Genomic DNA, 25,752 nt, shown 5'->3' with positions numbered 1-25,752 from the left:
ATGCGGGAAGCCCAGGACACGCAGCGCTCCCGCGCGACCGAGAGAGACGGTGCACAGGTGAGTACGGGCACGATGCGCGAAGCCGACGCGGGCGAGAGCGCCGCCATCCCCGAGCTGGTGATCATCTCCGGTATGTCGGGAGCCGGCCGCAGCACCGCGGCCAAGTGCCTGGAGGACCTCGGCTGGTTCGTCGTCGACAACATCCCGCCCGAGCTGATCCCGCCCATGGTCGAGCTGGGCGCCCGCTCGCAGGGCAACGTCGCGCGCATCGCGGTCGTCGTGGACGTCCGCGGCCGGCGCTTCTTCGACAACCTCAAGGAGTCCCTGGCCACCCTCGACGCGCAGAACGTCAAGCGCCGCATCGTCTTCCTGGAGTCCTCCGACGAGGCCCTGGTGCGCCGCTTCGAGTCCGTGCGCCGCCCGCACCCCCTCCAGGGCGACGGCCGCATCGTCGACGGCATCGCCGCCGAACGCGACCTGCTGCGCGAGCTGCGCGGCGACGCCGACCTGGTCATCGACACCTCCAGCCTGAACGTCCACGAGCTGCGCGCCAAGATGGACGCCCAGTTCGCCGGCGAAGAGGTGCCCGAGCTGCGGGCCACGGTCATGTCCTTCGGCTTCAAGTACGGCCTGCCCGTCGACGCCGACATGGTCATCGACTGCCGCTTCATCCCCAACCCGCACTGGGTCCCCGAGCTGCGCCCCTACACCGGCCTGAACGACGAGGTCTCCGGCTACGTCTTCGGCCAGCCCGGCGCCAAGGAGTTCCTGGACGGCTACGCGGAGCTGCTGCGCATCGTCGCCGAGGGCTACCGCCGCGAGGGCAAGCGGTACGTGACCATCGCGGTCGGCTGCACCGGCGGCAAGCACCGCAGCGTCGCCATGTCCGAGAAGCTGGCCCACCGCCTGGTCTCCGAAGGCGTCGAGACCGTCGTCGTCCACCGGGACATGGGGCGCGAATGACCGCCCGTCCCCTGCGGCTGCGCCGGGTCCGCAAGCTGGTCCCGGGCAGCCGCTCCGGCAGGGGCGCCACGCCCAAGGTCGTGGCGCTCGGCGGCGGCATGGGCCTGTCCGCCTCACTGGCCGCGCTGCGCCGGATCACCGGCGACCTGACCGCCGTGGTCACGGTCGCCGACGACGGCGGCTCCAGCGGGCGGCTGCGCGACGAGCTGGGCGTCCTGCCGCCCGGCGACCTGCGCAAGGCGCTCGCCGCGCTGTGTGGGGACGACGACTGGGGCCAGACCTGGTCCCGGGTCATCCAGCACCGCTTCACCAGCGAGGGCGAGCTGCACGACCACGCCGTCGGCAACCTCCTCATCGTCGCCCTGTGGGAACAGCTCGGCGACCATGTCAAGGCCCTGGACCTGGTCGGCAAGCTGCTCGGCGCGCACGGCCGGGTGCTGCCCATGTCCGCCGTGCCGCTGGAGCTCCAGGCCCTGGTCAAGGGCCACGACGCGAGCCGCCCCGACGAGATCTCCACGGTCCGCGGCCAGGCCACGGTCGCGCTCACCCCCGGCGAGGTGCAGTCCGTGCACGTCGTCCCGGAGGACCCGCCGGCGGTGCCCGAGGCCGTCGCCGCGGTGCGCGACGCCGACTGGGTGGTGCTCGGCCCCGGCTCCTGGTTCTCCTCCGTCATCCCGCACCTGCTCGTGCCCGAGCTGCGCGAGGCGCTGGAGGAAACCAAGGCCCGCAAGGTCCTCTCGCTCAACCTGGCACCCCAGCCGGGTGAAACCGACGGCTTTTCCCCGCAGCGTCATTTGGAGGTTTTGGCCCGACACGCCCCTAAACTCGCCTTCGACGTGGTGCTGGCCGACAAGGCCGCCGTGCCCGACACCGAAAGCCTGACCGTCGCTGCCAAGCAGCTCGTCGGCAGCGAGGTCGAGCTGGCGGCGGTCGCCGCGCCCGGCAGCCCCTGCGGCACGGCGGAGACCCACAAGGGTGCCGCCCGGCACGACCCGGAGCTGCTGGCCGCCGCGTACGACCGTATTTTTCGGATGCATGGAAGGATCGGCCCATGGCGATGACGGCAGCGGTGAAGGACGAAATCTCCCGGCTCCCCGTCACCCGGACCTGCTGCCGGAAGTCGGAGGTCTCGTCGATCCTGCGGTTCGCGGGTGGTCTGCACCTGGTCAGCGGGCGCATCGTGATCGAGGCGGAGCTGGACACGGGCATCGCGGCCCGGCGGCTGCGCAAGGACATCCTGGAGATTTTCGGCCACTCCTCGGACCTGGTGGTGATGGCCCCCGGCGGGCTGCGGCGCGGCAGCCGCTACGTCGTACGGGTCGTCGCCGGCGGCGACCAGCTCGCCCGCCAGACCGGCCTGGTCGACGGCCGCGGCCGGCCCATCCGCGGCCTGCCCCCGCAGGTCGTCTCCGGGGCCACCTGCGACGCCGAGGCGGCCTGGCGCGGGGCCTTCCTCGCCCACGGCTCGCTCACCGAGCCCGGCCGCTCCTCCTCCCTGGAGGTCACCTGCCCGGGGCCCGAGGCGGCCCTCGCGCTGGTGGGCGCCGCCCGCCGGCTCGGCATCGGCGCCAAGGCCCGCGAGGTGCGCGGCGTGGACCGCGTCGTCGTCCGTGACGGTGATGCGATCGGCGCGCTGTTGACGCGCCTGGGTGCCCACGAATCCGTACTGGCCTGGGAGGAGCGGCGGATGCGCCGCGAGGTCCGGGCCACGGCCAACCGCCTCGCCAACTTCGACGACGCCAACCTGCGCCGCTCGGCGCGTGCCGCGGTCGCCGCGGGCGCCCGGGTCCAGCGCGCCCTGGAGATCCTCGGCGAGGAGGTCCCCGAGCACTTGGCGGCCGCCGGCCGTCTGCGCATGGACCACAAGCAGGCCTCCCTGGAGGAGCTGGGCGCCCTCGCCGACCCGCCCCTGACCAAGGACGCCGTCGCGGGGCGCATCCGCCGCCTGCTGGCCATGGCGGACAAGCGCGCCCAGGACCTGGGCATCCCCGGCACGGAGTCCAACCTGTCGGAGGAGATGGCGGACGGGATGGTCGGCTGAGGCGGTGGCGGTCTTCGGGCGGCGGCGCGGGTCGCGACGGCCGGCGCCGGGCCGGGCTCCGTCGGGCCCGGGCCCGCGCCATGCCTCCCGTACGGGCCTGTAGGGCGTTCGGCCGCCGGTGGGGTGGCGGCGGTTCATCCGGGCGCGGAGCCCCGCGGGGCTTCTCGGCCACACCGGCCGTTCATGACACCCCGTATTGACATGATCATGCAGCGTGACGAGTCTGGCGTCTGCCCATTCACGAGATGGACGACGGCAAGGGGGCTCATGAGACGCAAGGCGAGATCCTTACTCGCGGCGGCATCGTTGCTGCTGGGAGGGCTGGCGGCGGCGCCGGCCGCGCAGGCGCAGGCGGACGGCGGCGGGCGCGGCGCCATCGGGACCTGGACCGCCGAGGTCACCCAGGCGCAGGTGCCGCTGCTGCTCAAGGCGGGGGTGGACGGTCACGAGCTGAGCGCGCGGGTACCGAAGACCGGCAAGGCGGAGGTCGAGCTGTACCTCTCCGGCGAGCAGGCGGCCGGGCTGCGCGAGCAGGGCGTAGAACTGGCCCGCAAGACGGTCTCCGCGGAGACGCAGCGCAAGCTGAAGGCCCAGGGTGACCGGGTGTTCCGCCCGTACACGGGCGCCAACGGGCTGATGAAGGAGATGATCGACACCGCGCGGCTCCACCGGAACCTCGCGAAGGTCGTCAGCATCGGCAAGACCGTCAAGGGCCGCGACATCCTGGCCCTGAAGCTCACCAAGAACGCCGGCACCACCGAGGACGGCGCCAAGCCCGCGGTGCTGTACCTGTCCAACCAGCACGCGCGGGAGTGGATCACCCCGGAGATGACCCGCCGGCTGATGCGCTACTACCTGGCGGGATACGGCAAGGACCCGCGCCTGACCAGGATCCTCGACACCACCGAGCTGTGGTTCGTGCTCTCCGCCAACCCGGACGGCTACGACTACACCTTCGAGGACCCGAAGAACCGGCTGTGGCGCAAGAACCTGCGCGACAACAACGGCGACGGCAGGACCGCCCCCGGCGACGGCGTCGACCTCAACCGCAACTTCTCCTACAAGTGGGGCTACGACAACGAGGGTTCGTCTCCGAACCCGGCCGGCGAGACCTACCGCGGCCCGTCCGCCGCCTCCGAGCCGGAGACCAAGGCGCTGGACGCCTTCGAGAAGCGCATCGGCTTCCGGTACGCCATCAACTACCATTCCGCCGCCGAGTTGATCCTGTACGGCGTCGGCTGGCAGGTGGCCACGCCCACCCCGGACGACGTCCTGTACCGGGCGCTGGCCGGCACGCCCGAGAAGCCGGCGATCCCCGGCTACCGCCCGCAGGTCTCCTCCGAGCTGTACACGACCAACGGCGAGGCGGACGGCCACGCGGGCAACGTCAACGGCATCCCCATGTTCACCCCGGAGATGTCGACCTGTCAGACGGTTTCCAACGCCGACCCGAACGACGAGTGGCACGCCGCCGACTGCCAGTCCATCTTCAACTTCCCCGACTCCGAGAAGCTGATCCAGGCGGAGTTCGAGAAGAACATCCCCTTCGCGCTCTCCGTCGCCGAGAGCGCGAAGCGCCCCGACCAGCCCGTCTCGGCCGTGGGGTTGAAAGCGCCCGACTTCACCCCGCACGCCTTCGCCACCTCCTACGCCCGCGGCGAGGACCAGGAAGCCGCCGTGACGGCCCGCAAGTCGGTGCGCGACAAGGAGCTCAACTACCGGGTCAACGGCGGCCGCAGGCACACCGCGGAACTCGATGCCTGGGAGGGCGGCGAGACCTACGGCGGTGAGGACAACATCCACTTCGACCAGTACCGCGCCGCCGTCGAGGGCGCCGACCCGGGCGACAAGGTCGAGGTCTGGTTCTCCGGCCGCACCCGCGACGGCAAGGCCACCCGCAGCGAACCCTTCACCTACACCGTCGCCGAGCGGCCGCGCGCCGACACCCTCGTGATCGCCGAGGAGGGCGGCACCGCTCCCGCGCAGCACACCGCCGCCTACACCAGGGCGCTCGCCGGCAACGGCCACCGCGCCGCGGTCTGGGACGTCGCCGAGCGGGGGGCGCCGGACGCGCTCGGCGTGCTGAGCCACTTCGAGAACGTCGTCTGGTACACCGGGGCGGGCCGGCCGGGCGGCGCCACCCTGCTGGCCGTACGCGACTACCTCAACGAGGGCGGCAAGCTGCTCACCGCCGGCGAGCAGGCGGGCGGCAGTTCCACGGTCGGCCGCGCCCTGACCGACGACTTCAGCCAGTACTACCTGGGCGCCGGCAGCCGGATCTCCCTGAAGTCCCCGCCGGCCTTCAAGGGCGCCGGCAAGCTGGCCGGCGCGGAGGCCGGGCTGGGCGGCGCGGCGGGCAACCCGCTGGACGCCGCCGGCGTCCACACGGTCATCTCCGACGAACTGCCACCGGCCACGTTCCCCCAGTTCGCCAGCGCGGCGGCCGGCGAGTACCCGGGTGCGCGGACACCGTTCCAGCCGTACGAGGGCGACTGGTTCGCCGCCGCCAAACACCAGGACAACTCCTGGATGCGGCTGGCCCGCACCATCGACCTGACCGGCGTGACGGCGAGTGACAGGCCCGCCCTGCGGTTCATGCTCAGCCACGACACCGAGGAGGGCTTCGACAACGCCTTCATCGAGGCGTACACCGCCGGCAAGGACGACTGGACGACGCTGCCCGACGCCAACGGCGGCACCGGCACCGACGTACCCGCCGAGTGCGGCCAGGGCTACTACATGACGGCCCACCCGTTCCTCCGGCACTACCTGACCCGCACCGGCACCGAGTGCCGCAACACCGGCACCACGGGCTCCTGGAACCGCTTCACGGGCTCCTCGAACGGGTGGCGCGCCGTCTCCGTCGACCTGTCCGCCTACGCCGGGCAGCGGGTCGAGCTGGCCCTCTCCTACGTCACCGACCCCGGCACCGGCGGCCGCGGCGTCTTCGTGGACAACGCCCGGCTCACCACCGGCACCGGCGGCGAGCCGGTGGAGGGCTTCGAGACCTCCCTCGGCCCCTGGACGGTCCCCGGACCGCCCGCCGGCAGCCCCGCCGCCACCGCCGACTGGGTCCGCTCCAAGGAGCTGTTCCGGGCCGCGGCCGCGGTGACCACCCGTAACACCGTTCTGCTGGGCTTCGGCCTGGAGCACGTACAGAACGCCGCACAACGGTCCGAACTGGCCGGGGCGGCGCTCCGCGCCCTCGACGGCTGATCCGCCGCGTCCTCTCTCGGCGAACAGACGCCCCGCGGCCCCGCGAGTGGGCGTGGGGCGCCCCTGTCAATGTCACGTACGTCTCGTATTGGGGGTAGGGTCGGAGGCGGTCGGGGACATCCCATACAGCTCGCCGGTACTGCACCGGCGCACCAACGAGGAGATCGGTTCGTGACGATCCGCGTAGGCATCAACGGATTCGGCCGCATTGGTCGCAACTACTTCCGCGCGCTCCTGGAGCAGGGCGCGGACATCGAGATCGTCGGTGTCAACGACCTGACCGACAACGCCACCCTGGTTCACCTGCTGAAGTACGACACCATCCTGGGTCGCCTGAAGCACGACGTCAGCCACACCGACGACACCATCACGGTCGGTAACCAGACCTTCAAGACGATGGCCGAGCGCGACCCGGCGGCCCTCCCCTGGGGCGAGCTGGGCGCCGACATCGTCATCGAGTCGACCGGCATCTTCACCAAGAAGGCCGACGCCGAGAAGCACATCCAGGCCGGTGCCAAGAAGGTCCTGATCTCCGCGCCCGCCAAGGGCGAGGACATCACGATCGTGATGGGCGTCAACCAGGACAAGTACGACGCGGCCAACCACCACGTCATCTCCAACGCCTCCTGCACCACCAACTGCGTGGCGCCGATGGCCAAGGTTCTCGACGAGAACTTCGGCATCGTCAAGGGCCTGATGACCACGGTGCACGCGTACACCAACGACCAGCGCATCCTGGACTTCCCGCACTCGGACCTGCGCCGCGCCCGCGCCGCCGCGGAGAACATCATCCCGACCACGACCGGTGCCGCCAAGGCCACCGCGCTGGTCCTCCCGCAGCTGGAGGGCAAGCTGGACGGCATCGCCATGCGCGTCCCGGTCCCCACCGGTTCCGTGACCGACCTGGTCATCGAGCTGGAGCGCGAGGTCACCAAGGACGAGATCAACGCCGCGTTCCAGAAGGCGTCCGAGGGCCAGCTCAAGGGCATCCTGGAGTACACCGAGGACCCGATCGTCTCCTCGGACATCGTCAACTGGCCGGCCTCCTGCACCTTCGACTCCTCCCTGACGATGGCGCAGGGCAAGAGCGTCAAGGTCATCGGCTGGTACGACAACGAGTGGGGCTACTCCAACCGCCTGGTGGACCTGACCACCTTCGTCGGTGGCCAGCTCTGACACCTGCCTCACCAAGGCCAGGGCACGTAGAAGTGCGGAAGGGGCTCGTAGGGCGCACCGAAGCGCCGTACGGGCCCCCTCCCATGACCGACCTACGCAACGGAGTCACTTCGCATGAAGACGATCGACGATCTCGCCCGGGACGGGCTGTCCGGCAAGCGGGTCTTCGTCCGCGCCGACCTCAATGTGCCGCTGGACGGCACCACCATCACCGACGACGGCCGCATCCGCGCCGTCCAGCCGACGATCGCCAAGCTGGCCCAGCTCGGCGCCAAGGTGATCGTCGCCTCGCACCTGGGCCGCCCCAAGGGCGCCCCGGACCCCGCCTTCTCGCTGCGCCCCGCGGCCGAGCGGCTGGGTGAGCTGATCGGCCGCGACGTCGCGTTCGCCACCGACACGGTCGGCGAGTCCGCCCGCTCGGTGGTCGACGGGCTCGGCGAGGGCGAGGTGGCCGTCCTGGAGAACCTGCGCTTCAACGCGGGCGAGACCAGCAAGGACGACGCCGAGCGCGGCGCCTTCGCGGACCGGCTCGCGGCCCTCGCGGACGTGTACGTCGGCGACGGCTTCGGCGCCGTGCACCGCAAGCACGCCTCCGTCTACGACCTGCCGGCCCGCCTGCCGCACGCCGCGGGCGACCTGATCGCCGCCGAGGTCACCGTCCTGAAGAAGCTCACCGAGGACGTCAAGCGCCCCTACGTGGTGGTGCTCGGCGGCGCCAAGGTCTCCGACAAGCTCGACGTCATCGACGAGCTGCTCGGCAAGGCCGACCGTCTGCTGGTCGGCGGCGGCATGGCGTACACCTTCCTGAAGGCCAAGGGCTACGAGGTCGGCATCTCCCTCCTCCAGGAGGACCAGATCCCGGTCGTCACCGAGTACATGGAGCGGGCCGAGGCGAACGGCGTCGAGCTGGTCCTGCCGGTCGACATCCTGGCCTCGGCCGACTTCCCCGACCTGAAGACGAAGGCCCCGGCCGACTTCGTCACGGTCGACGCCGACAAGATCCCCTCCGACAAGGAGGGCCTGGACATCGGCCCGAAGACCCGCGAGCTGTTCGCCTCGAAGATCGCCGACGCCGAGACCGTCTTCTGGAACGGCCCGGTCGGCGTCGCCGAGCACCCCGACTACGCCGGTGGCACCACCGCCATCGCGCGGGCCCTGCTGAACTGCGACGGCTTCACCGTCGTCGGCGGCGGCGACTCGGCCGCGGCCGTGCGCTCGCTCGGCTTCGACGAGAATGCTTTCGGCCACATTTCGACCGGTGGCGGCGCCAGCCTCGAATACCTCGAAGGCAAGACGCTCCCCGGCCTCGCCGCTCTGGAGGACTGAAGAACCGTGACTGACCGTACCCCGCTGATGGCGGGCAACTGGAAGATGAACCTCAACCACCTTGAGGCCATCGCGCACGTCCAGAAGCTCGCCTTCGCGCTCGCCGACAAGGACTACGAGGCCACCGAGGTCGCGGTCCTGCCGCCCTTCACCGACCTCCGCTCGGTGCAGACGCTGGTCGACGGCGACAAGCTCAAGATCAAGTACGGCGCCCAGGACCTCTCGGCGCAGGACTCCGGCGCGTACACCGGCGAGATCTCCGGCGGCATGCTCGCCAAGCTCAAGTGCAGCTACGTGGCCGTCGGCCACAGCGAGCGCCGCCAGTACCACGGCGAGAACGAAGAGATCTGCAACGCCAAGGTCAAGGCCGCCTTCAAGCACGGCATCACCCCGATCCTGTGCGTCGGCGAGGGCCTGGACGTCCGCAAGGCCGGCAATCAGGTCGAGCACACCCTCGCCCAGGTCGACGGCGGTCTCAAGGACGTCCCCGCCGAGCAGGCCGAGACCATCGTCATCGCCTATGAGCCGGTGTGGGCCATCGGCACCGGCGAGGTCGCCACGCCGGAGGACGCGCAGGAGGTCTGCGGCGCGATCCGCCGCCGCCTCGCCGAGCTGTACAGCCAGGAGCTGGCCGACAAGGTCCGCATCCAGTACGGCGGCTCGGTCAAGTCCGGCAACGTCGCCGCGATCATGGCGCAGCCGGACGTGGACGGCGCCCTGATCGGCGGTGCGGCGCTGGACGTGGACGAGTTCGTCAAGATCGTCCGCTTCCGCGACCAGTAGCAGCTATGACGACGGGCCCGGCCCGTCGTACCCTGTCGGGGCCGGGCCCGGTGCCGCGCACCGCCCGGCCCCGTACCATTCGATCTTCTTCGGTACGTCCCGTCCGCCAGTCCTAGAGAGTTGGTCCAGCCGTGGTCATCGGGTTCTCGGTAGCCCTCATCGTGTTCAGCCTGCTGCTGATGATGCTGGTGCTCATGCACAAGGGGAAGGGCGGCGGCCTGTCCGACATGTTCGGTGGCGGCATGCAGTCCTCGGTCGGCGGCTCCTCCGTCGCGGAACGGAACCTGGACCGCATCACCATCGTGATCGCCCTGCTCTGGTTCGCCTGCATCGTCGTACTCGGCGTCCTGATGAAGCTGGACAGCTGACGAACTGTCGAGGACGCGGCCTATCATGAGGGCGGCGTCCTCGGCGGGGGTGTAGTAACTCCTGTCACTGGACGCGCGTTGGGCCTTACGTAGACTGGGGCGCCTCGCAGCGCAGCTGCTGTTCGATGCTTCGCAGCACCATTACGCAGGGAGTTACAACCGTGGCAAGTGGCAACGCGATCCGAGGAAGTCGGGTCGGGGCGGGGCCGATGGGGGAGGCCGAGCGAGGCGAGTCCGCGCCGCGCATCCGCATCTCCTTCTGGTGCTCGAACGGGCACGAGACTCAGCCCAGCTTCGCCGGCGACGCGCAGATTCCGGACACCTGGGACTGCCCGCGCTGCGGCTTCCCGGCAGGCAAGGACCGGGACAATCCACCGGACCCGCCGCGCACCGAACCGTACAAGACGCACCTCGCGTACGTCCGGGAGCGCCGCAGCGACGCCGACGGCGAGGCGATCCTCGCGGAGGCGCTCGCCAAGCTGCGCGGAGAGATCTGACGGACCGGCACACGTGACGACCGGCCCGGCCGGAGGGAAACCACCCTCCCGGCCGGGCCGTCCGCGTATCCGGCCTCTCGGCCGGGTACCGGCGGGAGGTGCTGAAACGGTTCGCCGGGGCGGCCGACAGCGGGGGGACCCCTCATCCCGCACCCTGATCAATTAGGTTGGAAGGTGGCGGGGCCGGTACGAGAAGAAGAAGGCTGATGTCCGAGATGAACGCAGAAGGCCGCAGCAGGCTCGACCAGATGCCTGAGTGGACCGCGCTGAACAAGCACCGGGAGCAGCTCGGGGAGGTGCACCTGCGCGAACTGTTCGACCAGGACCCGGGCCGCGCCGGACGCTACACCCTCCAGGTCGGCGACCTGCACCTGGACTACTCCAAGCACCTGGTCACCGACGAGACGCTGCGCCTGCTGCGCGACCTCGCCGCGGCGACCGGGGTGGCGGAACTGCGGGATGCGATGTTCCGCGGCGACAAGATCAACGTCACCGAGAACCGGGCCGTGCTGCACACCGCGCTGCGCGCCCCCGAATCCGCCTCCGTCAAGGTCGACGGCGCGAACGTCGCCCCCGCCGTGCACTCCGTACTGCGCAAGATGCAGGTCTTCACCGACCGGGTGCGCTCGGGCGAGTGGAAGGGCCACACCGGCAAGCGCATCAAGACGGTCGTCAACATCGGCATCGGCGGCTCCGACCTGGGCCCGGCGATGGCGTACGAGGCGCTGCGCGCCTACACCGACCGCGACATGCAGTTCCGCTTCGTCTCCAACGTGGACGGCGCGGACCTGCACGAGGCCGTCCGCGACCTCGACCCGGCGGAGACGCTCTTCATCGTCGCCTCGAAGACCTTCACCACCATCGAGACGATCACCAACGCCACCTCCGCCCGCAACTGGCTGCTCACCGGCCTGCGCGCCGGTGAGGAGGCCGTGGCCAAGCACTTCGTCGCGCTGTCGACCAACGCCGAGAAGGTCGCGGACTTCGGCATCGACACCGACAACATGTTCGAGTTCTGGGACTGGGTCGGCGGCCGCTACTCCTATGACTCCGCGATCGGCCTCTCGCTCATGATCGCGATCGGCCCGGAGCGGTTCCGCGAGATGCTGGCCGGCTTCCACCTCGTCGACGAACACTTCCGCTGCGCACCCGCGGAGGAGAACGTCCCGCTCCTGCTCGGCCTGCTCGGCGTCTGGTACGGCAACTTCTGGGACGCCCAGTCGCACGCGGTCCTGCCGTACAGCCACTACCTCTCCAAGTTCACCGCGTACCTCCAGCAGCTCGACATGGAGTCCAACGGCAAGTCCGTGGACCGCGAGGGCAACCCGGTGCACTGGCAGACCGGCCCCGTCGTGTGGGGCACGCCCGGCACGAACGGCCAGCACGCCTACTACCAGCTGCTCCACCAGGGCACGAAGATGATCCCGGCTGACTTCATCGGCTTCGCCAACCCGGTGGAAGACCTCCAGCCCGGCCTGGTGGCCCAGCACGACCTGCTGATGGCCAACCTCTTCGCCCAGGGCCAGGCGCTGGCCTTCGGCAAGACCCCCGACGAGGTACGCGCCGAGGGCGTGGCCGAGGACCTGGTCACCCACAAGACCTTCAAGGGCAACCGCCCCAGCACCACCATCCTGGCCAAGGAACTGAGCCCGTCCGTACTGGGCCAGCTGATCGCGCTGTACGAGCACAAGGTGTTCGTCCAGGGCGCGATCTGGAACATCGACTCCTTCGACCAGTGGGGCGTGGAGCTGGGCAAGGTCCTGGCCAAGCGGGTCGAGCCCGCGCTGACCGAGGGCTCGGAGGTCGAGGGGCTGGACGCGTCCACGAGGTCCCTGGTCGCCACGTACCGTGAGATGCGGGGTCGCTGATGGCGGCGGAGGAAGAGGTTCTGGCGAGCTTCCTGGACCTCCTCACCCCGGAGAACCGGGCATGGCTCCAGAGCCTCCCGGAGGGCGAGCAGCGCGACGTGGCGGTGCGTCACCTCGAAGCCGTACAAGGCGACAAGGAACACGGCCTGGGGCGGTACGACACCCACGACACGCAGGTGGAGGGCGTCGCGGTCGGCGACCTCCAGGACCCCGGCCACCTCGCCGATGCGATGGTCCGCCAGGAACAGGAACGACGGTTGTGACGGACTGAGGCCAGGTGGGGTGTGGCGCGGGCCCGGGCCCTACAGACTTCGTCCTACGGTCCCGCACCCTCCCGTACGTGTTCGGCTTTCGCGGCGTGGGCAGGGGGACGCCTGCCCCCACCGGCAGAACGTCGCCGTACGACGGGAGGGGGCGGCCCGTAGGACGGAGTCTGGAGGGCCGGTCCCGTGCCCGGGTACGGGGAGCGCCCCCCGGTACGGGCAGTGGTCGGCCACGGTGCCCAGCCCGCCACCAGGCGCCGAAACCCTCTTGGTCAGTTGGACACCCACGCACAACGGCCCCGTTCCCACCCGGGAACGGGGCCGTTCGTCAATACGGCGGTGTCAGGCCGAAGCCGGCGGGTACAGGCTGCGCGGCAACTGCGACGCAGCCGCCTCGTCCAGGAGCCACAGGGTGCGGCTGCGGCCGTACGCGCCCGCGGCCGGGGCCTGGATCTCGCCGGCGCCGGAGAGCGCCATCGCCGCGGCCTTCGCCTTGTCCTCGCCCGCCGCGAGCAGCCAGACCTCCCGTGCCGCGCGGATCGCGGGCAGGGTGAGGGAGATGCGGGTGGGCGGAGGCTTGGGGGCGCCGTGGACGGCGACGACCGGGCGTTCCGTCTCGCGGACGGCCGGCAGCTCAGGGAAGAGCGACGCGACGTGGGTGTCCGGGCCGACGCCCAGCAGGAGGACGTCGAAGGACGGGACGGGAGCGTGGTCCTCGGGGCCCGCGGCCGCGGCCAGTTCGACCGCGTACGCCTCCGCCGCGGCGTCCGCGTCGTTGCCGTACGGGCCGTTGGACGGGGCCATGGCGTGTACCCGCGCCGGGTCCAGCGGGACGCTGTCCAGCAGGGCGTCACGGGCCTGCGTGTGGTTGCGTTCCGGGTCGCCGTCCGGCAGGAACCGTTCGTCGCCCCACCACAGGTCGAGGCGCGACCAGTCCACCGCGTCCCGGGCGGGCGCCTCGGCGAGGGCCGCGAGCAGCCCGTTGCCGTTGCGGCCGCCCGTCAGGACGACGGAGGCCGCGCCGCGGGCGGCCTGGGCGTCCACGATCTTCGTGATCAGCCGGGCCGCCGCGGCCTTGGCCATCAGGTCCTTGTCGCGGTGGACGACGACCTGCGGCGCGCTCATTCGGAGGCCGCCTTCGAGGCCGCCTTCTTGGAGGCGGACTTCTTGGCGGGGGCCTTGGGCTTGGCGTCGGACTTGGCCTCCGCCGCGTCCGCCGCGCCGGCGGCGTCCGCGTCCGCGGCAACCGGCTCGTCGGACGACTCGGCCGCCTTCGCCGCCAGCGGCGTCTGTGCCCGCTCCGGCTCGCCGAGCCGGTCCACGCCGTACTTGAGCGCGGAGGCGTAGATGTCGTCCGGGTCGAGCCGGCGCAGTTCCTCGGCCAGCAGCTCGGCGGTCTCGCGCCGCTTGAGCGCGACGTTGCGGTCCGGCTGGCCCTGCATGGAGAGCGTGGCCAGTGAGCCGTCCGCGCGGTCCAGCGCGACCGGGCCGCAGTCCGTCTCCATCCGGACGGCCGTCAGGCCGGGGCCGGCCGAGAGCAGCCGCCGGACGGGTACGTTCAGCCGGTCGGCGAGCCACATGCCGAGCAGTTCGACGCTGGGGTTGAACTCCTCGCCCTCGACCTCGACCTCGGCGACCTTGCACGGCAGCTGGTCCAGTGCCGCCGCCAGCATGGAGCGCCAGGGCGTGATGCGGGCCCAGGACAGGTCGGTGTCGCCGGGCGAGTACGCGTCGGCGCGCTCGGCGAGTTCCCTGATGGGGTTCTCGGCGGTGTACATGTCGGTGACGCGCCGCTGGGCGAGCGCGCCGAGCGGGTCGCCGGCCGCGTCCACCGGGGCGTTCACCGGCCACCACACGACGACCGGGGCGTCCGGCAGCAGCAGCGGCAGCACCACGGACTGGGCGTGGTTGATGGCTTCGCCGTACAGCCGCAGGACGACCGTCTCACCCGTGCCGGCGTCCGCGCCGACGCGGACCTCGGCGTCCAGGCGGGCCTTGGCGCGGTCGCGGGGCGACCGGCTGACGCGCTTGATGACGACGAGGGTGCGCGAGGGGTGTTCGCGGGACGCCTCGTTGGCGGCCTTCAGGGCGTCGTAGGCGTTCTCCTCGTCGGTGACGATGACGAGGGTGAGCACCATGCCGATGGCGGGGGTGCCGATGGTACGACGGCCCTGGACCAGCGCCTTGTTGATTTTGCTGGCCGTGGTCTCCGTCAGATCGATCTTCATGGCCGACGCCAGCTCCGTCCGTCTCGTGCGAGCATTTCGTCCGCCTCGACCGGTCCCCAGGTCCCGGCCGGGTACTGCGCGGGCTTGCCGTGCTTGTCCCAGTACTCCTCGATCGGGTCGAGGATCCGCCAGGACTGCTCGACCTCCTCGACGCGCGGGAAGAGGTTGGCGTCACCGAGCAGTACGTCCAGGATCAGGCGCTCGTACGCCTCCGGGCTGGACTCGGTGAAGGACTCGCCGTACGCGAAGTCCATCGAGACGTCCCGGACCTCCATGGAGGTGCCGGGCACCTTCGAGCCGAACCGCATCGTGACGCCCTCGTCCGGCTGGACGCGGATGACCAGGGCGTTCTGCCCCAGTTCCTCGGTCGCGGTGTGGTCGAAGGGGGAGTGCGGCGCGCGCTGGAAGACGACCGCGATCTCCGTGACGCGGCGGCCCAGGCGCTTGCCGGTCCGCAGGTAGAAGGGGACGCCCGCCCAGCGGCGGTTGTCCACCTCCAGCTTGACCGCGGCGTAGGTGTCGGTTTTCGACTGGGGGTCGATGCCCTCTTCGTCGAGGTAGCCGACGGCCTTCTCGCCGCCCTGCCAGCCGGTCGTGTACTGGGCGCGCACCGTCTCCTTGCCGAGGTCGGCGGGGAGCCGTACGGCACCCAGCACCTTGGTCTTCTCGGCGACCAGGGCGTCCGCGTCGAAGGAGGCGGGCTCTTCCATGGCGGTCAGCGCGAGCAGCTGGAGCAGGTGGTTCTGGATGACGTCACGGGCGGCGCCGATGCCGTCGTAGTAGCCGGCGCGGCCGCCGATGCCGATGTCCTCGGCCATCGTGATCTGGACGTGGTCGACGTAGGACCGGTTCCACAGCGGCTCGAACAGCGTGTTGGCGAAGCGGAGCGCCAGGATGTTCTGGACGGTCTCCTTGCCGAGGTAGTGGTCGATCCGGAAGACCGACTCGGGCGGGAAGACCTCGTGGACGATCCGGTTCAGGTCCTGGGCGCTGGCCAGGTCGTGGCCGAAGGGCTTCTCGATGACCGCGCGGCGCCAGCAGTCGCCCTTCTGGTCGGCCAGGCCGTGCTTCTTGAGCTGCTGGACGACGGTGGGGAAGAACTTGGGCGGTACGGACAGGTAGAAGGCGAAGTTGCCGCCGGTGCCCTGTGCCTTGTCGAGTTCCTCGATGGTGTCCTTGAGGGTCTCGAACGCCTCGTCGTCGTCGAAGTTGCCCTGGACGAACCGGCAGCCCTGCACGAGCTGCTGCCAGACCTCCTCGCGGAACGGCGTACGGGAGTGCTGCTTGACGGCCTCGTACACCTCCTGCGCGAAGTCCTGGTGTTCCCACTCGCGGCGGGCGAAGCCGATGAGGGAGAAGCCCGGCGGCAGCAGGCCGCGGTTGGCCAGGTCGTAAACGGCGGGCATCAGCTTTTTACGGGACAAATCGCCCGTGACGCCGAAGATGACCAGGCCCGACGGCCCCGCGATACGCGGGAGCCGTCGGTCTGCAGCGTCACGCAGCGGATTGCTGCTGGACAAGTTGGTCAGCCCTCCGAAGGAGCGAGGCGCTTGAGCTCCGCCTCAGTGGACTTGAGCAGGTCGTTCCAGGACGCCTCGAACTTCTCGACGCCCTCGTCCTCCAGGAGCTGCACGACGTCGTCGTACGAGATCCCGACCTTGGCGAGCGCGTCCATGTCGGCCTGCGCCTGCTCGTAGGTGCCGCGCACCTTGTCACCGGTGATCTCACCGTGGTCGGCCGTGGCCTCCAGGGTGGCCTCCGGCATGGTGTTGACCGTGTTCGGCGCGACCAGCTCGTCGACGTACAGGGTGTCCTTGTACGCCGGGTCCTTGACGCCGGTCGAGGCCCACAGCGGGCGCTGCTTGTTGGCGTGCGCCTTCTCCAGGGCGGCCCAGCGGTCGGAGGAGAAGACCTCCTCGTACGCCTGGTAGGCCAGACGGGCGTTGGCCAGCGCGGCCTTGCCCTTGAGGGCCTTGGCCTCGTCGGTGCCGATGCCGTCCAGGCGCTTGTCGATCTCGGTGTCCACGCGGGACACGAAGAAGGACGCCACCGAGTGGATCTTGCTCAGGTCCAGGCCGGCGGCCTTGGCCTTCTCCAGGCCCTCCAGGTAGGCGGCCATCACCTCGCGGTAGCGCTCCAGCGAGAAGATCAGCGTGACGTTGACGCTGATGCCGCGGGCGATCGTCTCGGTGATCGCCGGCAGGCCCGCCTTGGAGGCCGGGATCTTGATCAGCGCGTTGGGGCGGTCCACCAGCCAGGCCAGCTGCTTGGCCTCGGCCACGGTGGCGCGGGTGTTGTGCGCCAGGCGCGGGTCGACCTCGATGGAGACCCGGCCGTCCTGGCCGTCGGTGGCGTCGAAGACCGGGCGCAGGATGTCGGCGGCGTCGCGGACGTCCGCCGTCGTGATCATGCGGATGGCTTCCTCGACGGTGACCCCGCGGGCCGCCAGGTCGGCGAGCTGGGTGTCGTAGCCGTCACCCTGCGAGATCGCCTTCTGGAAGATCGACGGGTTGGTGGTGACGCCGACGACGTGCTGCTGGTCGATCAGCTCGGCCAGGTTGCCGGACGTGATCCGCTTGCGGGACAGGTCGTCCAGCCAGATCGCGACGCCTTCGTCGGAGAGGCGCTTGAGTGCGTCTGTCATGGGGTTTGCATCTCCTACTAGATGGTGTACGGGCGTCAGCGCGTGGCCGCTGCGAGGGATTCCCTGGCCGCCGTGGCGACCGCGTCGGCGGTGAAGCCGAACTCGTGGAAGAGGACCTTGGCGTCCGCCGAGGCACCGAAGTGCTCCAGGGAGACGATCCGGCCCTGCGCGCCCACGTAGCGGTGCCAGGTCAGGCCGATGCCGGCCTCGACCGCGACCCGGGCCTTGACCGTCGGCAGCAGCACGCTGTCGCGGTACCCCTGGTCCTGCTCTTCGAACCACTCGACGGACGGCATCGAGACGACGCGCGTCGGGATGCCCTCGGCCTGGAGCGCCTCGCGCGCCTCGACGGCGAGCTGGACCTCGGAGCCGGTGCCGATCAGGATGACCTGGGGCTCGCCGCCCTCGGCCTCGAACAGCACGTAGCCGCCCTTGGCCGCGGCCGGGTTCGCCTCGTACGTCGGCACGCCCTGGCGGGTGAGCGCGAGGCCGTGCGGCGCCGGCTTGGACTGGTGGCGGCGCAGGATCTCGGCCCAGGCGGTGGCGGTCTCGTTGGCGTCGGCCGGGCGCACGATGTTCAGGCCCGGGATGGCGCGCAGCGCGGACAGGTGCTCGACCGGCTGGTGGGTCGGGCCGTCCTCGCCGAGACCGATGGAGTCGTGCGTCCACACGTACGTCACCGGCAGCTGCATGAGCGCGGCGAGCCGGACGGCGGGGCGCATGTAGTCGGAGAACACCAGGAAGGTGCCGCCGTAGATGCGCGTGTTGCCGTGCAGCGCGATGCCGTTCATGGTCGAGCCCATGGCGTGCTCGCGGATGCCGTAGTGGACCGTGCGGCCGTACGGGCTGGCCTCGGGCAGCGGGTTGCCCTCGGGCAGGAACGACGAGGTCTTGTCGATCGTGGTGTTGTTCGAGCCGGCGAGGTCGGCGGAGCCGCCCCACAGCTCGGGCACGACCGCGCCCAGCGCCTGGAGGATCTTGCCGGAGGCCGCACGGGTGGCGACGCCCTTGCCGGTCTCGAAGGCGGGCAGCGCCTTCTCCCAGCCGTCCGGCAGCTCGCCCGCCTGGATGCGGTCGAAGTCGGCGGCGCGCTCGGGGTTGGCGGAGCGCCAGGCGGCGAAGGACTTCTCCCACTTCGCGTGCTCCTGGCTGCCGCGCTCCCAGGCGGCGCGGGTGTGCGCGAGCACCTCGTCGGAGACCTCGAAGGACTTCTCCGGGTCGAAGCCCAGCACCTTCTTGGTGGCCGCGACCTCTTCGTCGCCCAGCGCCGAGCCGTGCGCGGCCTCGGTGTTCTGGGCGTTCGGGGCGGGCCAGGCGATGATCGAGCGGGCCGCGATGAACGAGGGGCGCTCGGTCTCCTCCTGGGCGGCCTTGAGGGCCTTGGCCAGGCCGACCGGGTCGAGGTCGCCGCTGGGCAGCTGCTCGACGCGCTGCACGTGCCAGCCGTAGGCCTCGTAGCGCTTGATGGTGTCTTCGGAGATCGCGGTCTCGGTGTCACCCTCGATGGAGATGTGGTTGTCGTCCCACAGCATGACGAGGTTGCCGAGCTTCTGGTGGCCGGCGAGCGAGGACGCCTCGGCCGACACGCCCTCCTGGAGGCAGCCGTCGCCGGCGATGACCCAGATGGTGTGGTCGAACGGCGAGGTGCCGGGCGCCGCCTCCGGGTCGAACAGGCCGCGCTCGTAGCGGGCGGCCATGGCCATGCCCACGGCGTTGGCGACACCCTGGCCGAGCGGGCCCGTGGTGGTCTCCACGCCGACCGTGTGCCCGTACTCCGGGTGGCCCGGGGTCTTGGAGCCCCAGGTGCGGAAGGACTTCAGGTCGTCCAGCTCCAGGCCGTAGCCGGCCAGGTAGAGCTGGATGTAGAGGGTCAGGCTGGAGTGGCCCGCGGAAAGGACGAACCGGTCGCGGCCGGTCCACTTCGCGTCGGCGGGGTCGTGCCGCATCAGCTTCTGGAAGAGGACGTAGGCGGCCGGCGCGAGGCTCATGGCGGTACCCGGATGGCCGTTACCGACCTTCTGCACGGAATCCATGGCCAGAACGCGAACGGTATCGACGGCCCGCTGGTCCAGATCAGTCCACTCGAAATCTGTGGTGGTCGGCTTGGTGCTCACCCTGAGTCAGGGCTCCTCTCCACATGTCGAATGCCGGGGACGGTTTGTCCGCCCGGCGTTGTCGAGCCTACCCCTGCGAGTACGTGCGTCTTTTCGACGGAGCGTCGACGGCTCGCCGGGATGAAACTCGACGCCTTAGGCAACCAAATCCGGACGCCGGGCATTCCCGCCCCGGACGAGACGGCCACATCACCAGCCTGCCGGGCGGTGCCCGCCTTCGCCTCTCGAACGGCGTGAACGGCGCGCGAAGCGGCGGGAGCGACGCGCGGGAAGGTGAGGGCGCGACGCGCGCCCGGACCGCACGAACGGCCCCGGGGCCGTCCTCAACACGACCCCACCCCCGCGAAGGCCGTCGTATGGCCAACGTCTAAAGTGGCGTGGTACGCGCAAGCCTTAACCGGGTCTTCACGGCCGGGGACGCTTGCTGGCCTTATCTTCGCGGCGCAAGCCGCTGATGTTACTTCCAGGGGTGTGCGTGACGGCCGTCGAATCCCGTCCTGCGGGGGTCCTAGTCCAGGGCCCGCAGGGTTCAGGTCACCGTCCGTTCGGGGCCCGTGTCAAGGCGTTCGTGGCACTCACCAAGCCGCGCGTCATCGAGCTGCTGCTGATGACGACGATCCCGGTGATGTTCCTGGCGGCCGGTGGTGTCCCCGACCTCTGGCTGGTGCTGGCCACCTGCGTCGGCGGATACCTCTCCGCGGGCGGCGCCGCCGCCTTCAACATGTACATCGACCGCGACATCGACGCCCTGATGGACCGCACCTCGCAGCGGCCGCTGGTGACCGGCATGGTCTCGCCCCGCGAGTGCCTGGTCTTCGCGACCGCGCTGGCCGTCGGCTCCACCGCGTGGTTCTGGTTCCTGGTCAACCCGCTCTCGGCGATGCTCTCGCTCGGCGCGCTGCTCTTCTACGTCGTCGTCTACACGATGATCCTCAAGCGGCGCACCGCCCAGAACATCGTCTGGGGCGGCATCGCGGGCTGCATGCCGGTCTTCATCGGCTGGTCCGCGGTCACCAACACCGTCTCCTGGGCCTCGGCCGTGCTCTTCCTCGTCATCTTCTTCTGGACGCCGCCGCACTACTGGCCGCTGTCGATGAAGGCCAAGGACGACTACGAGCGGGTCGGCGTGCCGATGCTGCCGGTCATCGCGGGCAACAAGGCGGTCGCGCGGCAGATCGTCGCCTACAGCTGGGTGATGGTCCTGGTCTCGCTGCTGCTCCAGCCGCTGGGCTACACCGGCTGGTTCTACACGGTGGTGGCGGTGCTCTGCGGCGCCTTCTGGCTGAAGGAGGCGCACGGTCTCCAGGCCCGCGCCAAGGCCGGGATCACCGGCCCCAAGCTGAAGGAGATGCGGCTGTTCCACTGGTCGATCTCCTATGTGTCGCTGCTGTTCGTCGCCGTCGCCGTGGACCCGTTCCTGCGGTAGGCGCGCGTCCGCCGAGGCTTGCGCCGGGCCCGTCACGATCCGTTCGTGGCGGGCCCGCGGCGTGTGGCGCGGCATCCCGTACGGCCCACCCGGGCGGCTCTTCCCCCGCTGATTACCGGCGGGTAGCATCCTGTCCATGGCAGACACTCAGCAGGCGGACGCGGCGGACGAGCAGGTCGAGGAGCAGGCCGGCCGGGGCCGCGCGGACAAGCGGGCCGAGCGGCGGACCGCGCGGCTGGCCAAGGAGATCGCGGCCTTCGCCGCAGCGCACGGCGGCAGCGCCGACGGGCAGCTCGCCCACATCGCCCGCGGCAGCATCCGGATCGCGCTGGTCGGCGCCGACGGCCAGTGGGGCAACCTCGTCGCCGAGACGCGGGACATCGCGCGGGCCGCGGCCGAGCGGGCCGGCGTCGAACTGCACGACGCGTTCGACGGCGACCTGGCGGCCAAGGTGCGCACCGGTCCGTACGAATGGTCGCGGATGGCGGGCATCCAGGTGGGTGGCCCGGCCAACACCTGAGGCCGCGGCCGGGCGCGCGGCCGCCGGCGCGGCCCGGTTCGAACGGCCCGCGCGGCCCGGCCGGGCCCGCTACCTGACGGCCCCGTCGTCCGTTGAGCCCACCAGGGGCGGCGTCCGTGCCGCGCCTGGTGGGCTTTCGGCGTCGCGGGCGCCCGGACGAGGAGGAGCGGATGGACGGGCTGCCACCGCTCGTGGACCAGTACAGCCACGGCGCGCTCCACGGGGACCTGGGCCTCGGCGCCTTCGAGGCCCACCTCGCCGCCGCCTGCGGCGGACACGGCCCGGCGCCCGCCGGCACCACCTTCTTCGACAGCTGGACCGGCCTCGGCGTACGCCGCTGGTGCCCGCCCCTGCTGGGTCTGGAGGCGCACTGCCCGCCGGCCCGCTACCTGGCCCGCAGGCGGGAGCTGGGCGCCTATCGCGCGAGCCGCCTGCTGCTGCGCGGCACCGGCATCGGCACGTTCCTGCTGGACACCGGCGCGCCCAGCGAGCTGACGTCGGCCGGCGAACTGGCCGCCGCCGCCGGGGGCCGGGCCCACGAGATCGTACGGCTCGAACCCCTCGCCGAACAGATCGCCGACACCTCCGGCAGCGTCGACTCCTTCATCGGCTACACGGCAGAGGCCGTCTACGCGGCCACCCAGGAGGCCACCGCCTTCGCCTCCGGCGCCCCCTTCTGCGAGGGGCGCGCCCCCGAGGCCGGCGAAGTGCGGCGCGCGGCCGACCGGTGGCTCAGCGGCCGCAGGCCGGGGGAGCGGCTGGCGGACCCGACGCTGCTGCGGCACCTGCTGTGGAGCGCGGTGGCCACCGGCGTGCCCGTACAGCTGCACTGCGCCGACCCCCGGCCGCTGGCGGGCTTCCTGCGGGCCACCAGCGGGATCGGTACGGATCTGGTGCTGCTGACCGGGTCACCGCACCACCGGCGGGCGGCGCAGCTGGCGGCGGTCCACCCGCACGTCTACGCGGACGCCGGGCCGTGCCCGGAGGAGACACTCGCCCAGGCCCCGTTCGGCAAGCTGCTGTTCTCCACGGGGGCGCGGGCGCTGCCCGAGCTGTACGTGACGGGCGCGCGGTTCTTCGTACGGGCCGTGGAGCGGGTCGTGGGGGAGTGGACCGAGGAGGGCCTGTGCGCGGCGGCGGACGCGCGGCGGATCACCGAGATGATCACATCCGGGACCGCGCGCCGCGTCTACCGGCTGGAGGCGGACGCGCCGGCGGCCGGCTGAGGCCCGGTGGCTTCCGCGGCGGGGGCGGGCACCTCGGCCTCGGGCGCGGGAGTCCCGCCCGCCCCGGCGGGTACGGGGCCCCGGTCGCGCAGCGCCAGGTGGATCCGCAGCACGCAGATCCACACCAGCGTCGAGACCAGCATGTGCAGGCCGACGACGATCTCCGGCAGGCCCGCGAAGTACTGGACGTAGCCGAGGACGCCCTGGAGCACGATGCAGCCGAACAGCTCCAGCATCATGCGGCGCGGCGCGGCCGGTGCCTTGACGGCGCGCAGCGTGAACCACAGGGCGACGGACAGGCCGACGACGATGTAGACGAAGTCGACGTGCAACTGGGTGATCTCGTGCCAGTCGACCGGGATGCGGTGGACCTTCTTGGCGTCGCCCGCGTGCGGTCCGGCGCCGGTGACGACCGTGCCGAGGACGGTGAGCGCGCCGGTCGCCAGCACCAGCAGTCCGGCGAGCTGGCGCACCGGGCGGGCGACCAGGTCGCGCGGTGCCTCGTCGCCCTCGGCGGCCCGCCGCCAGGCCAGCACGGAGACCGTGAGCAGGGCGGTGGTGAGGAGGAAGTGCGCGGCGACCAGGTACGGGTTCAGGCCGGTCAGGACGACGATGCCGCCCCAGACGGCGTTGCCCATGACGATCCAGAACATCGCCCAGCCGAGCCGGGTGAGCGAGCGGCGCCGGGGCGCGCGGGCGCGGGCCGCGATGATGAAGAGGCCGATGAACGCGCAGAGCACGTACGTCAGCAGGCGGTTGCCGAACTCGATGAGGCCGTTGATGCCCATCGCGGCGGTCGGCGTCAGGCTGTCCGGGGTGCACTTGGGCCAGGTCGAGCAGCCCAGCCCGGACTGGGTGAGCCGGACGGCGCCGCCGGTCACGACGATGACGACGGACATCACGACGGTGGCCAGCGCGGCCCGCCGTACGAAGGCGGCCGTCGGCTGCCAGCGGCGCGCGATCAGCTCAAAGGGGTTCCACGTGTTCGGCACCCAGCCATCGTAGGCGGCGGCTTGTGCAAAGTTTCACGAGGGGGTGGGCAACGCGCGGGCCGTTTGGGTCACCGCAGGTCACGGCTACTCCCAGCGGAAGAACTTGGCCGCCGCGCCCAGACCGAGCACCGCCCACACGGCGAGGATGCCGAGGTCGCCCCAGGGCATGCCGGCGCCGTGCTGGAGGACGTCCCGCAGGCCGTCCGAGAGCGCGGAGATCGGCAGCAGCCCGAGCACCGACTGCGCCGCGTCCGGGAACTTGTCGAGCGGCACGATCACGCCGCCGCCCACCAGCAGCAGCAGGAAGACGAGGTTGGCCCCCGCCAACGTCGCCTCCGCCTTGAGCGTGCCCGCCATCAGCAGCCCGAGGCCCGAGAACGCCGCCGTACCGAGGACGAGCAGCAGCACCACCGACAGCGGGTTGCCGTGCGGGGACCAGCCCAGCACGAACGCGATCACCGTCAGCAGCACGATCTGGAGGATCTCGGTGACCAGTACCGAACAGGTCTTGGCCGTCATCAGCGCCCAGCGCGGCAGCGGGGAGGCGGCCAGCCGCTTGAGGACCCCGTAGCGGCGCTCGAAGCCGGTGGCGATGGCCTGCCCGGTGAAGGCGGTGGACATCACGGCGAGCGCCAGGATGCCCGGGGTGAGGAAGTCGACCGCCTTGCCCGCGCCCGTGTCGACGATGTCGACGGCCGAGAACAGCACCAGCAGCAGCGTCGGGATGACGACCGTCAGCAGCAACTGCTCGCCGTTGCGCAGCAGCATCTTCGTTTCGAGGAGCGCCTGCGCGCGGATCATCCGGGGCAGCGGCGCCGCACCGGGCCGGGGGGCGAAGGTGCCGGGGGTGCCGGCCGCGCCGTCCCGGTCCGTCGTGCCGGTGGCGGTCATGAACGCAGCTCCTTGCCGGTGAGTTCGAGGAAGACGTCCTCCAGGGTGTGCCGCTCGACGGCTATGGCGTCCGGCAGTACGCCGTGCTGCGCGCACCAGGAGGCGACGGTCGCCAGCAGCTGCGGGTCGATCTTCCCGGTCACCCGGTACGTGCCGGGCGTCAGCTCGGCCGCCGCGCTCTCCGCGGGCAGCGCCTTCAGGAGCGCGCCCAGGTCGAGGCCGGGCCGGCCGGTGAAGCGCAGGGTGTTCTCGGCGCCGCCCTTGCACAGCTCCTCGGGGCTGCCCTGGGCGATCACCCGGCCGCCGTCGATGATCGCGACGTCGTCGGCGAGCTGCTCGGCCTCGTCCATGAAGTGGGTGGTCAGCACGGTGCTGACGCCGTCGGCGCGCAGTTCCCGTACGAGGTCCCAGGTGGCGTGCCGGGCCTGCGGGTCCAGGCCGGCCGTCGGCTCGTCGAGGAAGACCAGCTCGGGGCGGCCCACGACGGCCATGGCGAGCGCGAGCCGCTGCTGCTGCCCGCCGGACAGCCGCCGGTAGCTCGTCCGGCCGCAGCCGCCCAGGCCCAGCCGGTCGATGAGCAGGTCCACGTCCACGGGGTGCGCGTGCAGGCTCGCGGTGTGCCGCAGCATCTCCTCCGCACGGGCGCCCGCGTAGACGCCGCCCGACTGGAGCATGACGCCGATACGGGGGCGTAGCGCCGCCGCGTCGGCCACCGGGTCCAGGCCCAGGACGCGGACGGTGCCCGCGTCGGGGCGGCGATAGCCCTCGCAGATCTCGACGGTGGTGGTCTTCCCGGCGCCGTTGGGGCCGAGGACGGCGGTCACCGAGCCCGCCGCGACCCTGAGGTCGAGGCCGTCGACCGCGGTTTTGGTCCCGTACCGCTTGACCAGGCCGGCGACTTCGACGGCAGGCGGACGGCCGGGGGTCCGGGAGGTGTCCCCGGAGGAGGCGCTGCGCATGACCGGCAGTCTACGAAGCGCGTGGGGGCCGGCGGGCGCGGGGGCGAAAAGGGACGGGCTCCCTCGGCTGGGGGAGCGCGGGGGCCCGGGGCCCCGGTGCGGGGCGTACATCCCCGCCGTTCCGGCGTCCGGCGCGCGCTGGACCGGGCGGACCCGCCAGTGACTCGTAAACCCGCAGGTCAGGTAGGGTGTGGCCGCCTGTCTGCGGCCCCTGGGTGGCGAGCCGATTAGGTGACCCTAAGTGATCGAGG

The 25,752-nt window shown here is 71.3% G+C and carries 22 protein-coding genes; 14 read left to right on the top strand and 8 right to left on the bottom strand.

The window, feature by feature from the left end; all coding sequences use genetic code 11:
- The 11 genes from rapZ to ACH4K4_RS17630 all read left to right on the top strand — a co-directional run bounded on the left by rapZ (nt 1) and on the right by ACH4K4_RS17630 (nt 12,501).
- A complete protein-coding gene (rapZ, locus tag ACH4K4_RS17680; RefSeq protein WP_398168690.1) occupies nt 1-963 on the top strand; it encodes an RNase adapter RapZ in 963 nt (320 codons plus the stop codon).
- The gene (yvcK, locus tag ACH4K4_RS17675; protein WP_398168206.1) at nt 960-2,024 is read left to right on the top strand and encodes a uridine diphosphate-N-acetylglucosamine-binding protein YvcK; all 1,065 of its coding nucleotides are present in this window, start codon (nt 960-962) and stop codon (nt 2,022-2,024) included. The genes rapZ and yvcK overlap by 4 nt, the downstream gene beginning before the upstream one ends.
- Nucleotides 2,015-3,004, top strand: coding sequence for a DNA-binding protein WhiA (gene whiA, locus ACH4K4_RS17670; protein WP_003987139.1), 990 nt, complete (start codon nt 2,015-2,017; stop codon nt 3,002-3,004). Before yvcK ends, whiA begins: the two co-directional genes overlap by 10 nt.
- Before the next feature lie 267 nt (nt 3,005-3,271).
- Nucleotides 3,272-6,220, top strand: a complete 2,949-nt coding sequence (locus ACH4K4_RS17665; RefSeq protein ID WP_398168205.1) for a M14 family zinc carboxypeptidase — start codon at nt 3,272-3,274, stop codon at nt 6,218-6,220.
- A 171-nt stretch (nt 6,221-6,391) separates the two neighbouring features.
- The gene (gene gap, locus ACH4K4_RS17660) at nt 6,392-7,396 is read left to right on the top strand and encodes a type I glyceraldehyde-3-phosphate dehydrogenase (RefSeq protein WP_398029991.1); all 1,005 of its coding nucleotides are present in this window, start codon (nt 6,392-6,394) and stop codon (nt 7,394-7,396) included.
- Nucleotides 7,397-7,510: 114 nt separating this feature from the next.
- The gene (locus ACH4K4_RS17655; RefSeq protein ID WP_398168203.1) at nt 7,511-8,722 is read left to right on the top strand and encodes a phosphoglycerate kinase; all 1,212 of its coding nucleotides are present in this window, start codon (nt 7,511-7,513) and stop codon (nt 8,720-8,722) included.
- A 6-nt stretch (nt 8,723-8,728) separates the two neighbouring features.
- On the top strand, nt 8,729-9,505 hold the full coding sequence (gene tpiA / locus ACH4K4_RS17650; protein ID WP_030017965.1) for a triose-phosphate isomerase: 777 nt from the start codon (nt 8,729-8,731) through the stop codon (nt 9,503-9,505).
- Nucleotides 9,506-9,636: 131 nt separating this feature from the next.
- Nucleotides 9,637-9,873 (top strand): preprotein translocase subunit SecG, encoded by a 237-nt coding sequence (gene secG / locus ACH4K4_RS17645; protein WP_003986537.1) that lies wholly within the window; start codon nt 9,637-9,639, stop codon nt 9,871-9,873.
- A 161-nt stretch (nt 9,874-10,034) separates the two neighbouring features.
- Nucleotides 10,035-10,370 carry an RNA polymerase-binding protein RbpA gene (locus tag ACH4K4_RS17640; RefSeq protein WP_003986538.1) on the top strand — a complete coding sequence of 112 codons (336 nt, stop codon included), beginning with the start codon at nt 10,035-10,037 and terminating at the stop codon, nt 10,368-10,370.
- A gap of 215 nt (nt 10,371-10,585) precedes the next feature.
- Nucleotides 10,586-12,238 (top strand): glucose-6-phosphate isomerase, encoded by a 1,653-nt coding sequence (gene pgi, locus ACH4K4_RS17635; protein WP_398168689.1) that lies wholly within the window; start codon nt 10,586-10,588, stop codon nt 12,236-12,238.
- Nucleotides 12,238-12,501: a hypothetical protein gene (locus tag ACH4K4_RS17630; RefSeq protein ID WP_398168202.1), complete on the top strand. Its 264-nt coding sequence runs from the start codon at nt 12,238-12,240 to the stop codon at nt 12,499-12,501. Before pgi ends, ACH4K4_RS17630 begins: the two co-directional genes overlap by 1 nt.
- A gap of 342 nt (nt 12,502-12,843) precedes the next feature.
- Here ACH4K4_RS17630 and pgl read toward each other — a convergent pair whose 3' ends face one another.
- The 5 genes from pgl to tkt are packed head-to-tail and all read right to left on the bottom strand — an operon-like array spanning nt 12,844 to nt 19,487.
- On the bottom strand, nt 12,844-13,626 hold the full coding sequence (gene pgl / locus ACH4K4_RS17625) for a 6-phosphogluconolactonase (RefSeq protein WP_398168200.1): 783 nt from the start codon (nt 13,624-13,626) through the stop codon (nt 12,844-12,846).
- The gene (gene opcA / locus ACH4K4_RS17620) at nt 13,623-14,729 is read right to left on the bottom strand and encodes a glucose-6-phosphate dehydrogenase assembly protein OpcA (RefSeq protein WP_398168199.1); all 1,107 of its coding nucleotides are present in this window, start codon (nt 14,727-14,729) and stop codon (nt 13,623-13,625) included. The genes pgl and opcA overlap by 4 nt, the downstream gene beginning before the upstream one ends.
- Nucleotides 14,726-16,249 carry a glucose-6-phosphate dehydrogenase gene (gene zwf / locus ACH4K4_RS17615; RefSeq protein ID WP_398168197.1) on the bottom strand — a complete coding sequence of 508 codons (1,524 nt, stop codon included), beginning with the start codon at nt 16,247-16,249 and terminating at the stop codon, nt 14,726-14,728. Before zwf ends, opcA begins: the two co-directional genes overlap by 4 nt.
- A 5-nt stretch (nt 16,250-16,254) precedes the next feature.
- Complete coding sequence (gene tal / locus ACH4K4_RS17610) at nt 16,255-17,373, bottom strand: transaldolase (protein ID WP_398168196.1); 1,119 nt, start codon at nt 17,371-17,373, stop codon at nt 16,255-16,257.
- Between the two features lie 35 nt (nt 17,374-17,408).
- On the bottom strand, nt 17,409-19,487 hold the full coding sequence (tkt, locus tag ACH4K4_RS17605) for a transketolase (RefSeq protein WP_398168195.1): 2,079 nt from the start codon (nt 19,485-19,487) through the stop codon (nt 17,409-17,411).
- Between the two features lie 475 nt (nt 19,488-19,962).
- Between tkt and ACH4K4_RS17600 the strand changes: the two genes are divergently transcribed.
- The 3 genes from ACH4K4_RS17600 to ACH4K4_RS17590 all read left to right on the top strand — a co-directional run bounded on the left by ACH4K4_RS17600 (nt 19,963) and on the right by ACH4K4_RS17590 (nt 22,659).
- A complete protein-coding gene (locus tag ACH4K4_RS17600) occupies nt 19,963-20,913 on the top strand; it encodes a heme o synthase (RefSeq protein ID WP_398168193.1) in 951 nt (316 codons plus the stop codon).
- A gap of 136 nt (nt 20,914-21,049) precedes the next feature.
- Entirely contained in the window at nt 21,050-21,433 is a 384-nt protein-coding gene (locus tag ACH4K4_RS17595; protein WP_398168192.1) for a hypothetical protein, read from the top strand.
- Nucleotides 21,434-21,603: 170 nt separating this feature from the next.
- Nucleotides 21,604-22,659, top strand: coding sequence for an amidohydrolase (locus ACH4K4_RS17590; protein ID WP_398168190.1), 1,056 nt, complete (start codon nt 21,604-21,606; stop codon nt 22,657-22,659).
- Here the strand turns inward: ACH4K4_RS17590 and ACH4K4_RS17585 are convergent.
- The 3 genes from ACH4K4_RS17585 to ACH4K4_RS17575 form a co-directional block, all read right to left on the bottom strand.
- The gene (locus ACH4K4_RS17585) at nt 22,623-23,651 is read right to left on the bottom strand and encodes a heme A synthase (RefSeq protein ID WP_398168189.1); all 1,029 of its coding nucleotides are present in this window, start codon (nt 23,649-23,651) and stop codon (nt 22,623-22,625) included. The two genes, ACH4K4_RS17590 and ACH4K4_RS17585, sit on opposite strands and share 37 nt — an antisense overlap.
- An 84-nt stretch (nt 23,652-23,735) precedes the next feature.
- On the bottom strand, nt 23,736-24,542 hold the full coding sequence (locus tag ACH4K4_RS17580) for an ABC transporter permease (RefSeq protein ID WP_398168187.1): 807 nt from the start codon (nt 24,540-24,542) through the stop codon (nt 23,736-23,738).
- Nucleotides 24,539-25,501, bottom strand: a complete 963-nt coding sequence (locus ACH4K4_RS17575; protein WP_398168186.1) for an ABC transporter ATP-binding protein — start codon at nt 25,499-25,501, stop codon at nt 24,539-24,541. The genes ACH4K4_RS17580 and ACH4K4_RS17575 overlap by 4 nt, the downstream gene beginning before the upstream one ends.
- Between the last annotated feature and the right edge of the window lie 251 nt (nt 25,502-25,752).

The organism is Streptomyces sp. NPDC017529 (genome assembly GCF_044329785.1).
GTDB lineage: Bacteria > Actinomycetota > Actinomycetes > Streptomycetales > Streptomycetaceae > Streptomyces.
Note: the sequence above shows the minus strand (reverse complement) of the source record. Positions and strands in the feature narration are given on the sequence as shown.

Coding starts and splice junctions, on each gene's coding strand:
- pgl (WP_398168200.1), bottom strand. CDS start 13,626: ATGAGCGCGCCGCAGGTCGTCGTCCACCGCGACAAGGACCTGATGGCC.
- whiA (WP_003987139.1), top strand. CDS start 2,015: ATGGCGATGACGGCAGCGGTGAAGGACGAAATCTCCCGGCTCCCCGTC.
- tal (WP_398168196.1), bottom strand. CDS start 17,373: ATGACAGACGCACTCAAGCGCCTCTCCGACGAAGGCGTCGCGATCTGG.
- ACH4K4_RS17580 (WP_398168187.1), bottom strand. CDS start 24,542: ATGACCGCCACCGGCACGACGGACCGGGACGGCGCGGCCGGCACCCCC.
- ACH4K4_RS17595 (WP_398168192.1), top strand. CDS start 21,050: ATGGCAGACACTCAGCAGGCGGACGCGGCGGACGAGCAGGTCGAGGAG.
- yvcK (WP_398168206.1), top strand. CDS start 960: ATGACCGCCCGTCCCCTGCGGCTGCGCCGGGTCCGCAAGCTGGTCCCG.
- ACH4K4_RS17575 (WP_398168186.1), bottom strand. CDS start 25,501: ATGCGCAGCGCCTCCTCCGGGGACACCTCCCGGACCCCCGGCCGTCCG.
- ACH4K4_RS17655 (WP_398168203.1), top strand. CDS start 7,511: ATGAAGACGATCGACGATCTCGCCCGGGACGGGCTGTCCGGCAAGCGG.
- ACH4K4_RS17665 (WP_398168205.1), top strand. CDS start 3,272: ATGAGACGCAAGGCGAGATCCTTACTCGCGGCGGCATCGTTGCTGCTG.
- opcA (WP_398168199.1), bottom strand. CDS start 14,729: ATGAAGATCGATCTGACGGAGACCACGGCCAGCAAAATCAACAAGGCG.
- rapZ (WP_398168690.1), top strand. CDS start 1: ATGCGGGAAGCCCAGGACACGCAGCGCTCCCGCGCGACCGAGAGAGAC.
- pgi (WP_398168689.1), top strand. CDS start 10,586: ATGAACGCAGAAGGCCGCAGCAGGCTCGACCAGATGCCTGAGTGGACC.
- ACH4K4_RS17590 (WP_398168190.1), top strand. CDS start 21,604: ATGGACGGGCTGCCACCGCTCGTGGACCAGTACAGCCACGGCGCGCTC.
- ACH4K4_RS17630 (WP_398168202.1), top strand. CDS start 12,238: ATGGCGGCGGAGGAAGAGGTTCTGGCGAGCTTCCTGGACCTCCTCACC.